This is a genomic window from Nocardia sp. JMUB6875, assembly GCF_041154655.1.
Lineage (GTDB): Bacteria > Actinomycetota > Actinomycetes > Mycobacteriales > Mycobacteriaceae > Nocardia.
In genome coordinates this window covers 30,883-42,495 of the sequence record NZ_BAAFGR010000058.1, presented here as the reverse complement: position 1 = coordinate 42,495, position 11,613 = coordinate 30,883, and the positions used below count along the sequence as shown (strand labels likewise).

Sequence of the window (11,613 nt, the reverse complement as noted above, 5' to 3'; positions counted from 1 at the left end):
CCCGTTCGCCGCTCGTGTACCCCGAAGGGCCTTACCGCTCGACTTGCATGTGTTAAGCACGCCGCCAGCGTTCGTCCTGAGCCAGGATCAAACTCTCCGTTGAAGACTCTCGATCGGCCCCGAAGGGCTTATCGGAAGAATTAACCAGAGTCCGAAAACCTTGGCAGATTTTTAACGCCAGCTCGGAAATTAAGCTGACTAAATTGTCCAACCACCCTCACGGGGGTGAGAATGATTGGAACCAAATAAAATATTTGGCACTGACATTCATCGACACACTATTGAGTTCTCAAAGAACACACGCACAAACGATCTCCCGGGCTCTAAGTCCCGCTCGATCGTGAGGCAACTTTTACAGCTTAGCCCAGCCGTATCAGCGGAACCAAATCCGCTGGTCAGGTGAAGCCAGTGTGATCATCAGGCGCTCCTCGTCCAACCTCGTTTCCCAGGCCCTTGGGGCTCCGGGTCGGTGTCCGTGTCGCTCTGACCTGGAATAAGTTACGTGTTGCTACGAACAGAGTCAAATCGGCTGGTCAGAGGACTAAATTGGCTCACGTGTACGTCTGCGACTGGTCGATTACGAGCTCCGTCGTCGACGAGTTCGCGGAAAGACTGCCCGGCCATAAAGAAACCGACTGGCGTGTTAGTTGGTTGCCGGGCCGATTGGTCACGCGGGAGCAGGCAATCGCGGCCATGGAATTGGTCGAACTCCTCTACGACCCGACCTACCCCGACGACGCCGAGGTGCGCGCCGCCGTCGCGGCGGCCGCCGAGCAACTCGGCATCCGGCCCATCGATGTCGCGGTCACCCTCTCCGAGCGCCATCCGCATCGCTGACGACACTCCCCTCCACCCGACGATGGGCGTGCCTACGCCTGCGGACCGATTCCCGCCGAATGCCCTCCGCCCACGGGTTGATTTCCTTTGACACCCACCCGGTGGCGTCCGAGATTAGGTCTGTGACAGGCGTAATCGCAGCTCCCGCACGGTTCGGCACCGACTGGTCGCGATGGTTGCGAGGTCCGGAAGACCAGCCGCGCTGGGCCCGGCCCGCACTACTCGTTACCGCCGCGGTGGCGGGAGCGCTCTATGTCTGGGGCATCGGGGCGCGGACGCCGCATCTCTACTACTCGGCCGCCGCGCGGTCGATGAGCATGAGCTGGCACAACTTCTTCTTCGCCGCCTTCGATCCGGCGGGAACCATCAGCCTCGACAAGCTGCCCGGGGCGATCTGGATCCAGGCACTGTCCGTGCGGATCTTCGGGCCGCACCTCTGGGCGTATCAGCTGCCGCAGGTCATCGAGGGCGTGCTCACGGTTCTCGTGCTCTATCGAGCGGTACGGCGATTGTCCGGTCCGTACGCGGCCATCGTCGCGGCGGTGGTCGCGGCGCTCGCGCCGGCGACGGTCGCGCTGAACCGCGGCAATATCTCCGACACCCTGCTGGTGCTGTTCCTCGTCCTGGCGGCGGATCGCGCGGCGGCGGCGATCGTCTCGGGGCGGACGCGGGATCTGCTGTACTGCGGGCTGTTCATCGGCCTCGCCTTCCAGGCCAAGATGTTGCAGGCGTGGCTCGTGGTTCCGGCCTTGGCCGCCGCGGTCCTGATCGCCGCGTCGAGAAGCGAACTGCGGCAACGGATCACGGGCCTCGCCTGGTGCGGCACACTCGCGCCGGCGGTTTCGCTGAGCTGGATGGCATTGGTCAGCCTGCTGCCCGCGGCGCACCGGCCCTATGTCGACGGCAGTCACGACAACTCACTGTTCGAGCAGGTCTTCGTCTACAACGGAGCCAGCCGGACCAATGACGGATTCGGCGTCGGGGCCGCCAACTTCGCCGCCGGCGGGGGCCAGAGCGGCTATCGCGCGCAACTGGTGATCGGCCCGGACCACCGGTTCGATCACCTCTTCGGCGGGGGCGGCGGCCGCGAAACCGGATGGCTGATTCCGCTCGCGCTGGTCTGCCTGCTCGCACTGGCCTGGGCCGCGCGGCGGCGACCGCGCACCGATCGGGAGACCGCGGCACTGATGCTGTGGGGCGGCTGGCTGCTCATCCACCTGGCGGTCTTCCTGGTGATCGGCACCGTGAACCCTTACTACCTGGCGGTTCTCACACCCCCGATCGCGGCTCTGATCGGCATGGGGGCCAACGCTTTCCGGCAATCCACCGACCGGCGGGTACGCATGCTCGGCCTGCTCTCGATCGGCGCGACGGCCGCCTACGGCTGGTGGCTCTCGGCCGCCGCGCCAAGCTGGGTACGCGTCGGACTCGTGGTGGTCACCGTGGCGCTCGTCGTGGCCGCGCTCCGCGTTCGGGAAGCAGTGTCGGCCGCGCTACTTCTGGTCGCGGCGCTGGCCGCACCTTCCGCTGCCGCGCTGTCGGTGGTCGCCGACGGTTACGGCCCGCTCGACACCCCGTACGAGTCGGCGGCGGCCCGCCAAGTCACCCAGGGATTCATGGCCTCTTCGATCGGCAGCGCACAGCAGCTCGACGACGAGCTCGCGAAAATGCCGGGCCACCCGCGTTATCCGCTGCTCACCTACACCACTGCCCTCGCCGCCCCGTTCATCCTGGTCAGCGGCGAGCAAGTGCCGAGCATCGGCGGCTTCACCGGTGAGTCACCGGTCCCCACCGTCGATCAGGTGGCAGCAATAATCAACTCCGGTCAGGTCGGACTGGTCTTTGTCACCCCCGCGAAGGACGACCGTCTGGAATGGATTCGACAGCACTGCCGCGAGTTGCCGGGCCAGGGTGACGGCCCGTCGATCCAGGCCTACAGCTGCGCTCACCACCGGTAGGAATCGAATTCGCGACTCACCGACCGAATCGCGATGCGGCACTTAGCATCCCTAACTATGCAAGACATCAGCGGGTTGCTCCACAAGATCAGACACGGCCTCGACACCCAGGTGAGCCTCTCGCGGCTGCGCCGCAACCGCACCCTCGCCGACGCGGTCGCCGGCCGCACCGTTCTGATCACCGGAGCCTCCTCCGGCATCGGCCGCGCCGCCGCCCTCGAATTGGGCGCCGCCGGAGCCACCGTCCTGCTGGTCGCCCGCCGCGCCGACGAACTCGCCACCGCCGTAGCCGAAATCGAGGCCCGCGGGGGCCGCGCCGCCGCCTACCCCTGCGACCTCAACGACTTCGACGCCCTCGACGCCATGACCGCGAAGGTCCTCGCCGACCACGGCCGCGTCGACATCCTGGTCAACAATGCGGGCCGCTCCATCCGCCGCCGCCTGGACCAGTCCTACGACCGCTTCCACGACTACGAGCGCACCATGCGCCTCAACTACTTCGCCCCCGTCCGCCTCATCCTGGCCTTCGCCCCCGCCATGCGCGCCTCAGGCCAGGGCCAGATCATCAACATCCTCTCCCTGGCCAACCTCTACGGCGGCCCCGGCTACGCCGCCTACGTCGCCTCCAAGGCCGCCCTCGACTCACTGAGCACCAACCTCCAAGCCGAAACCCACACCGAGAACCTGAGATTCACCTCGATCTACCTCCCCCTCGTCCGCACCGACATGATCACGGCGAACCCCATCTACACCCAGGCCACCGCCAACGCCCTCACCCCCGAAGAAGGCGGTCAGATCATCTGCGACGCCATCACCGACCGCCCTCGCCGCCTGGCTCCAGTGATGGGCCGGATCGCGGCCTTCGTCGACTCCGCCCTCCCCGAACGCGCCGACGCCATCCGCAACGCCCGCTTCACCAGCGGAATGTGAACCGCCACAACGAAATGAACCCGGACGCGGACCCTGCCACCGATACGGGCCCGACAGACACCGGTCCCCACCCATAGCCGAGGGCCCGGCCACCGCAAGGTGGCCGGGCCCTCGTTTATTGCTTTGTGCTGCCGGAGGCAGGACTCAGAAGTCCATGCCGCCCATGCCGCCGGTCGGGTCGCCCGCGGGGGCGGCCTTCTCCGGCTTGTCGGCGACGACGGCCTCGGTGGTGAGGAAGAGCGCCGCGATGGAGGCGGCGTTCTGCAGCGCCGATCGGGTGACCTTGACCGGGTCGGCAACGCCGGCGGCCAGCAGGTCGACGTACTCGCCCGAGTCGGCGTTCAGGCCGTGGCCCGCCGGGAGGTTCGAGACCTTCTCGGCGACGACGCCGGGCTCCAGGCCCGCGTTGAAGGCGATCTGCTTCAGCGGCGCGGACAGCGCGACGCGAACGATGTTCGCGCCGGTGGCCTCGTCACCGGACAGGGACAGGGCGTCCAGCGCGGGGGCGGCCTGCAGCAGGGCCACGCCACCACCGGCGACGATGCCCTCCTCGACGGCGGCCTTCGCGTTGCGGACGGCGTCCTCGATGCGGTGCTTGCGCTCCTTGAGCTCGACCTCGGTCGCGGCGCCGGCCTTGATCACCGCGACACCGCCGGCCAGCTTGGCCAGGCGCTCCTGCAGCTTCTCGCGGTCGTAGTCCGAGTCCGAGTTCTCGATCTCGGTGCGGATCTGCGCGACACGGCCCTTGATGGCCTCCGGGTCGCCCGCGCCCTCGACGATGGTGGTCTCGTCCTTGGTGATGACGACCTTGCGGGCGGTGCCCAGCAGCTCCAGACCGGCGGTCTCGAGGGACAGGCCGACCTCTTCGCTGATGACCTCGCCACCGGTCAGGATGGCGATGTCGGCCAGCATGGCCTTGCGGCGGTCGCCGAAGCCCGGGGCCTTGACGGCGATGGACTTGAAGGTGCCGCGGATCTTGTTCACGACCAGGGTCGAAAGCGCTTCGCCCTCAACGTCTTCCGCGATGATCAGCAGCGGCTTGCCGGCCTGGATGACCTTCTCCAGCAGCGGCAGCAGGTCCTTGACGGTCGAGATCTTCGAGCCGACGAGCAGGATGTACGGATCCTCGAGGACCGCTTCCTGACGCTCCGGGTCGGTCACGAAGTAACCGGAGATGTAGCCCTTGTCGAAGCGCATGCCCTCGGTCAGCTCCAGCTGGAGGCCGAAGGTGTTGCTCTCCTCGACGGTGATGACGCCTTCCTTGCCGACCTTGTCCATGGCCTCGGCGATCAGCTCACCGATGGACGAGTCGCCGGCCGAGATACCGGCGGTGGCGGCGATCTGCTCCTTGGTCTCGACCTCCTTGGCGGTGTCGAGCAGCTTGGCGGTGACGGCCTCGACGGCCTTCTCGATGCCGCGCTTCAGACCCAGCGGGTTGGCGCCGGCCGCGACGTTGCGCAGACCCTCGCGAACCAGAGCCTGGGCGAGCACGGTGGCGGTGGTGGTGCCGTCACCCGCGACGTCGTCGGTCTTCTTCGCAACTTCCTTGACGAGCTCCGCGCCGATCTTTTCGTACGGGTCCTCGAGCTCGATTTCCTTGGCGATGGAGACACCATCGTTGGTGATGGTGGGGGCGCCCCACTTCTTCTCCAGCACCACGTTCCGGCCCTTCGGGCCGAGGGTCACCTTGACAGCGTCGGCGAGGCTGTTCAGGCCACGCTCGAGTCCGCGGCGAGCCTCTTCGTCGTACGCAATTGTCTTGGCCATTGCGTTGAGATCCTCCAGATCAGGGATGGGCATGATCTGGTCAGCTTCGGTGCCCGCGACGGACGACCGGAGGTACCGGCCTCACCGTTCCGACCTAGCACTCACGGGTACGGAGTGCCAAACCCCTTTCTAGCACTCACCCCCGACGAGTGCAAGGTTACGGGGAACCGGCGAATGGCCGCGCGAGCGATCTCGGCGGCCGATGCCTCGCCAGGACTACGAGAAGTGAGAACGGTCGTCTACGCGGAGCAAGAGCGCGATCAAAGCGTCCGTCCGTCGCTCCTCCGGGGTGCGCGGCTCGCCGTGTTCGACAGTGACGAGTTCGGCATCCTGGAGCAGGAGTTCGGCTTCGATGCGCATGATGGCCCGGATGAACGGTGGGGCGACCTCCGGCGGGAGGTCTCCGTTCACGATGTAGCCGCCGTCCGGCGTGTCCTCGGTGGAGACATAACTGAGCGCGCGCAGCAGGTCAGCGCGCATTTCCCCCGCAACTAGGTCGGAACCCTCGTCGCCCGCCATTCCACAATCGTATCTGGCGCATCATGCACACCATGGGACCCGGTGCGGCGGGAGCGGATGCGAGCCCTACATCACCAGGTCGATGGCATGGTGGAACGACACGCCGACTACTCGCCGAGGGCGGGCGCGGTCACGCCGGGCACCGGCAGCGAACCCAGCAGGGCCACGATGTCGGCCTGCACGGCGTCCTTGTCCAGGCCCAGGCCGGACAGCACGCCGGAACCGTTCTCCTGATCCAGCAGGGCGAGCAGCAGATGCTCGGTGCCGATGTAGTTGTGACCCAGGCGCAATGCCTCGCGGAAGGTCAGCTCGAGGGCCTTGCGGGCCTGCGCGTCGAAGGGGATGAGGGCGGGGACCGGGTCGCCGGTGGCGGCGGGGAGCGCGGCCGTGGCCACCCGACGGACGGCGTCCACGGAGACGCCCTTCGCCTCCATGACCTTCACCGCGAGGGATTCCGGCTCGGCGAGCAGCCCGAGAATCAGGTGTTCGGAACGGGTTTCGAGATTGCCGACCGACCGGGCTTCCTCTTGGGCGGCCATCACCACGTGGCGGGCGCGCGGAGTGAAGCGGGCGAATCCGGCACTGGGATCGAGGGCGGCGGCCTGGCCGGGATCGGCGGGGGCCTTGGGCACGAAGCGTTTCTGCGCGGCCTGCTTGGTGACGCCCATGCTCTGACCGATATCGGTCCAGGAGGCGCCGGAGCGGCGGGCCTGGTCCACGAAGTGGCCGATCAGATGGTCGGCCACCTCACCGATGTGGTTGCCCAGCACCACGGCGTCGGAGAGTTGTTCGAGGACGTCGTCGGGGCGGGCCTTCTTGATGCCGTCGATCAGATCGTCGAGGCGGATGGAGTTCGTCATGCGTCAACTCTAGGTTGACCACTGGAGGTTGGTCAACCATAAGTTGACGGCTGGCGCGGCCTGGTTCACCCCTTGGCCGCCCGGCCCACGGCGGCCACGATCTGCTCCTTGATCCACGCGCCCGTGCGACCGGTCAGCACCGTGTTCCCGTTCGAGTCATCGGCCTTCATGAACTGGACGACGGCATCGCGACGGCCGAGGCTGATGCAGGTCAGGACAAAGCGGGGCCGGAAAGCCTTGGGCTGCTTGCCGCGCACCCGCGCCACCACCGCGCCGCCGAGGTACTTGCCCGCGGGCTGTGCCGCCTGGCACGACATCCGCGCCTCACGGCCGTTGTGCCCCACCATGACCGCCGCGTCGCCGACCGCGTAGACATCCTCGAGGCCCAGCACCCGCAGGGTCTCGTCGGTCAGGATCCGATTGCGCGCGTCCACCGGGAAGCCCGAGCGGGCCGCCACCTCGGGCACGGTGAAACCCGTTGTCCAGAGCACGATGTCGGCGTCGATGCGGTCGCCGTCCACCAGTTCGAGCCCGGTCGCGGTCACCGCCGCCACCTTGGCCACGTGCACCGCGACGCCGAGCCGGTCCAGCACGGCGCGAATGTGCGCGACCGACTTGGGGATCAGCCAGCCACCCGGCTCGTCCGAGTTCACCAGCGCGACCTCCAGATCGGGGCGCGATTCGGCCAGTTCCGTCGCGGTCTCGAGGCCGGTCGCGCCGCCGCCGACCACGGCCACCCGGCCCTTCAGCTCCGGAATCCGGCGCACATCCTCGGAAGTCGCGACGGTGTGGGCGAATTCGGCGGCGCCGGGCACCATCGAGAGGTCGGCGCGGCTGCCGAGGGCGTAGATCAGCGAGTCGTATGCGACGGTGGCGCCGTCGGCCAGTTCGACGCGGCGGGCGGCGGTGTCGATGCGCTCGGCGCGGCCGTTGACGAACTCGATGCCCTTGGCCGCCAAGTTCTCCCGCAGTTCCCAGCGCTGTACATCCTGACCGGCCGTGACCTGGTGCAACCGCACCCGGTCGACGAATTCGGTGTGGAAGTCGATGACGGTGACGCGCACGCCCTTGGCCTTGACGGCCTGCCGCGCCGCGGCCAGTCCCGCGTAACCCGCGCCCAGAACGACGATTCGGTGCTGCCCGGTCATGAGAGTGCTCCTTTTCATCAGGTACACATTCGGCCCCGCTCGGTGGCCGACACCCTCTAGACCGGACAGCCCCGCGATCCCTGACAGATTCGGGACGTGTCCTGCGTCACAGCGGAATTCTCCGCGCGAAAACCGCCGCTACACAGCGGTTTCGCCCGCGAACAAGCGATCGTTGCGCACGAAGTAGGCCAGCTTGTCCGGGTTCACGGCGACCTGGACCGAGCTGATGAACTCCCCGGTGAAGGCGGCGGACACCGTGCCGATCACGGTCTCGCCCTTGCGCACTACGAAGGCCGGTGCCGCATTGACCTCTTCGATCGCGAAGCTGACATCCGGCATCGCGACCGACTTGGCGAACAGGCCCACCAGGTACCGGGCCACCTTCTCGGCCCCGAGGATCGGCCGCTTGGCCGCGTTGACCTTCGCGCCGCCGTCGGCCAGCGCCACGATATCGGCGGTGAACATGGACTCGAGCGCCGCGATATCACCGGATTGCGCTGCGCTGAGGAATTTCTCGACCAGCTCGCGCGCATGCGCCGGGGCGGTCTCGAAGCGCGGACGCTCCTCCTGCACGCGGTGGGCGGCCCGGCGGTACACCTGCTGCGAATTGGCCTCGGTGAGCCCGAGCATGTCGGCGATCTCGCGGTGCGCGTAACCGAACGCCTCGCGCAGCACGAAGACGGCGCGTTCGGTGGGGCTCAGGCGTTCGGCCAGGGCCAGGAAGGCCATCGAGACCAGTTCCCGCTGCTCGGCCGACTCCAGCGGCCCGAGTTCACCGTGCCCGGTCGGGACCGGCTCCGGAAGCCACGGGCCGACATAGGTTTCGCGCCGCGAGCGCGCCGAATCCAGCCAGGTACGGCACTGATTCACCAGCAAAGTGGTCAACCAGGCCTCCGCGGAACGGATTTCGGTGCGGTCGGAGGCATCCCAGCGCAGGTAGGTCTCCTGCACCGCGTCCTCGGCCTCGGCGGCCGAGCCCAGCATGCGGTAGGCCAGCGCGAACAATCGCGGCCGGTGTCGTTCGAATTCGACCAGCCCGTCGGAGTCCATCAAGCCACCCGTCTTCGTCGTGCGCAATCGTTTCAGAACGTTACGCCCTGGGCTGAGGACAATACGCCTGCGGCGGCGGGTCACGGCGGTGACTATCCACACGCCGCAACCGTGCGCCCCCGCGCTGATGGGGTGCCAATGGTTCCCTAATGGAGATCGGGAACGAAACTATTTGGGCGCCACCCGGATTGCGACGGCGACCGGGGTGTTCGCGTAGGTCGAGGCCAGGCAGGCCAGCTTGGCGGTGCCGAGCGCGACATTCGGGCTGCCGTCCAGGAAGGAGCCGGGGTGGGCGGCCAGGATCTGGTCGATCACCTGCTTCTCGGTGTCCTCGGAGAGGTCGCGGAAATCGCCGCAGGTGGTCTGGGCGCCGGCGGGGGCGGTGGTCTTCTTGGCCGCGGTGGCACTGGTCGGGGCGTCCGCGGGCGGCTGCACCAGGGGTCCGACGGAGGTGGAAGCGGCCGGGCTGGTGGTTCTGGCCGTGGTTGTCCCGGCCTGTTTCAGACCGCTCGCATCTGCGGATTTGTCCGAACTGCCGCAACCGGCGAGAACCAACGCCATCGCACCGGCTGCGAGGGCGACGATCGAAAGTCGCTTCATACCCTGCTTTCCGAACTTTCCCGAGAGTGCCTGGCACCGGGACCGGCCCGACGCTCGCAGCAGCGTACCCGGCCCCGGCGACTCCCGGAAGGGAAAGCTCGGACGTCAGTGCAGGTGCTGCTGCCAGTCCGCGGGCACCCGCCCGGCCGGACCCGGCACCGGCTGATCCGCCGGATGCGCGTGCGGCGGCGCGAGTTCCGGGCCGCCCTCGTACATCTCCTTGTTTGTGAAGTTGTAGTACCAGTCCTCACCCGGCTCGAAGCTCTGGATGAACGGATGCCCGGTGCTCTCGAAGTGCTTGGTGCCGTGCTGATTCGGCGACATGTCACAACAGCCGACGTGCCCGCACTGCGCGCACCGGCGCAGGTGCACCCACCAGCCGCCCGCGGCATCGCATTCCACGCAGCCCGAACCGCTGGGCGGGACGGCGGTGTCGATGCCTTCGATCTGTTCGGTCATCAGTTGCCTCCGGTAGTCGATTGCGCCACTTCGGTTTCCGCCGGGTTGGCCGCCTCGAGGGGCAGCCGGACGATGAATCTGGTGTCGCCGGGCTCGGTTTCGACCCGGATATCGCCGTGGTGCTTGTTGACCACGATCCGGAACGAGATGTCCAGCCCCAGCCCGGTGCCCTCACCGACCGGCTTGGTGGTGAAGAACGGCTCGAAGATGCGGGTCCGGATCTCCTCCGGGACGCCCGGGCCGGTATCACCGATTTCGATAGCGGCGCAGTCATTTTCACGATACGTGCGAATGGTCAGCGTACCGCGCCCGCCCATGGCCGCGACCGCGTTGTCGATCAGGTTGGTCCACACCTGATTCATCTCGGCGGCGTAGCAGGGCACCGGCGGCAGCGCCGGATCGTATTCTTTGATCACCGTGATGTCGTCGCCGATCTTGCGGGCCAGCATGACCAGTGTGGAGTCCAGCAGTTCGTGGATGTCCACCACCTGGAACGGGGCCCGGTCCATCTGCGAGTACTGCTTGGCCGCGTTCACCAGCGAGGAGATGCGGGTGGTGGAGTCGCCGATCTCGTTCATCAGCAGTTCGGTCTCGACGGTGTAGTTGAGCCAGCGGATGGCGCCCTCGAAAACGTCGGGGCCGCAACCGGACAGGGTGCCGTGCACCTTCTCCAGCCAGTCGATGTCGAAGCCGGCCTGCACGAAGTTCGGGGCCAGATCCCAACCGTTGGCGATGTCGTGGTTCTCCAGCCAGTCGCCCAGCTCGTCCTCGCGGTCGGCGGCCTCCATGGAGGTGAGCTTGGGGGCCTTGGCGACCTGCGCGGCCGCCTCCTCCTGCAGCTGCACCAGCGCCTCGAGCGTCTTGGAGTCGAACTTGCCGTGCGCCATCATCTTCAGCTTGTGCCGCATCCCGGCCACCCGCTCGCGCAGCGAGGAGGTGGCGCGCACGGCGGCCGCGGCGGGATTGTTCAGCTCGTGGGTCAGGCCCGCCGACAGCGAGCCCAGCGCCAGCAGCCGTTCCCGCTGCCCGATGCGCTCATTGGCATTGCGGTTGCCGAAGAAGACGCCCTCCAGCAGGTGCAGCGCCATCGGGAACCATTCCTGCATCATCTTCGCGAAGGTGCCGGCGTCGAGCACGAAGAACTTCGACGGTCGCGTCACGTAGAAGGAGGCGGTGTAGGTCTGCTCGACCTTGTCGCCCATGTAGGCGGTCCACGCGCCCGAGTAGGAGCCGATGTGCCCGGTGCGGACGAGTTCGATCTCCTCGCCGCCGGACATCTTGGTCAGCACCACCTCGCCGTCCATCAGGACGTAGAAGCAGGTGGCCGGATCGCCCTCGCGGAAGACCAGTCCGGGTTCGAACATCTCGACCCGGCCGTCCTTGCACAGCCAGGCCAGCTGTTCGTCGTTGAGCTTCTCGAACAGGAACAGCTGACGCAGTTCGTTCGGGTCGCAGATCAATCCGAGGTTGCCCATTCACCCACTC

At 67.2% G+C, this 11,613-nt stretch carries 11 protein-coding genes and 1 rRNA gene; 3 read left to right on the top strand and 9 right to left on the bottom strand.

Annotated elements, in window-relative coordinates:
* Positions 1-103: ribosomal RNA gene (locus ACAM49_RS17165) — 16S ribosomal RNA — on the bottom strand; the annotation flags it as partial.
* Between the two features lie 590 nt (positions 104-693).
* Between ACAM49_RS17165 and ACAM49_RS17160 the strand changes: the two genes are divergently transcribed.
* The 3 genes from ACAM49_RS17160 (at position 694) to ACAM49_RS17150 (ending at position 3,725) form a co-directional block, all read left to right on the top strand.
* A complete protein-coding gene (locus tag ACAM49_RS17160; RefSeq protein WP_369636511.1) occupies positions 694-837 on the top strand; it encodes a hypothetical protein in 144 nt (47 codons plus the stop codon).
* A 122-nt stretch (positions 838-959) separates the two neighbouring features.
* Positions 960-2,795 carry an ArnT family glycosyltransferase gene (locus tag ACAM49_RS17155; RefSeq protein WP_369636510.1) on the top strand — a complete coding sequence of 612 codons (1,836 nt, stop codon included), beginning with the start codon at positions 960-962 and terminating at the stop codon, positions 2,793-2,795.
* Between the two features lie 57 nt (positions 2,796-2,852).
* Complete coding sequence (locus ACAM49_RS17150; RefSeq protein ID WP_369636509.1) at positions 2,853-3,725, top strand: SDR family NAD(P)-dependent oxidoreductase; 873 nt, start codon at positions 2,853-2,855, stop codon at positions 3,723-3,725.
* Positions 3,726-3,869: 144 nt separating this feature from the next.
* On the opposite strand, the gene groL is transcribed toward ACAM49_RS17150, so the two are convergent.
* From groL to ACAM49_RS17110, 8 genes are all read right to left on the bottom strand, one after another.
* Positions 3,870-5,492: a chaperonin GroEL gene (gene groL / locus ACAM49_RS17145; RefSeq protein ID WP_369636516.1), complete on the bottom strand. Its 1,623-nt coding sequence runs from the start codon at positions 5,490-5,492 to the stop codon at positions 3,870-3,872.
* Positions 5,493-5,708: 216 nt separating this feature from the next.
* Complete coding sequence (locus ACAM49_RS17140) at positions 5,709-6,011, bottom strand: hypothetical protein (RefSeq protein ID WP_040813809.1); 303 nt, start codon at positions 6,009-6,011, stop codon at positions 5,709-5,711.
* A gap of 107 nt (positions 6,012-6,118) precedes the next feature.
* A complete protein-coding gene (locus tag ACAM49_RS17135) occupies positions 6,119-6,871 on the bottom strand; it encodes a Clp protease N-terminal domain-containing protein (RefSeq protein WP_369636508.1) in 753 nt (250 codons plus the stop codon).
* Positions 6,872-6,936: 65 nt separating this feature from the next.
* A complete protein-coding gene (locus ACAM49_RS17130; RefSeq protein ID WP_369636507.1) occupies positions 6,937-8,019 on the bottom strand; it encodes an NAD(P)/FAD-dependent oxidoreductase in 1,083 nt (360 codons plus the stop codon).
* A 138-nt stretch (positions 8,020-8,157) separates the two neighbouring features.
* Complete coding sequence (locus ACAM49_RS17125) at positions 8,158-9,069, bottom strand: RNA polymerase sigma-70 factor (RefSeq protein ID WP_369636506.1); 912 nt, start codon at positions 9,067-9,069, stop codon at positions 8,158-8,160.
* Between the two features lie 168 nt (positions 9,070-9,237).
* The gene (locus tag ACAM49_RS17120; protein WP_369636505.1) at positions 9,238-9,669 is read right to left on the bottom strand and encodes a hypothetical protein; all 432 of its coding nucleotides are present in this window, start codon (positions 9,667-9,669) and stop codon (positions 9,238-9,240) included.
* Between the two features lie 105 nt (positions 9,670-9,774).
* A complete protein-coding gene (locus ACAM49_RS17115) occupies positions 9,775-10,128 on the bottom strand; it encodes a UBP-type zinc finger domain-containing protein (protein ID WP_369636504.1) in 354 nt (117 codons plus the stop codon).
* Positions 10,128-11,603, bottom strand: a complete 1,476-nt coding sequence (locus tag ACAM49_RS17110) for an ATP-binding protein (RefSeq protein WP_369636503.1) — start codon at positions 11,601-11,603, stop codon at positions 10,128-10,130. The genes ACAM49_RS17115 and ACAM49_RS17110 overlap by 1 nt, the downstream gene beginning before the upstream one ends.
* Positions 11,604-11,613 lie beyond the last annotated feature (10 nt).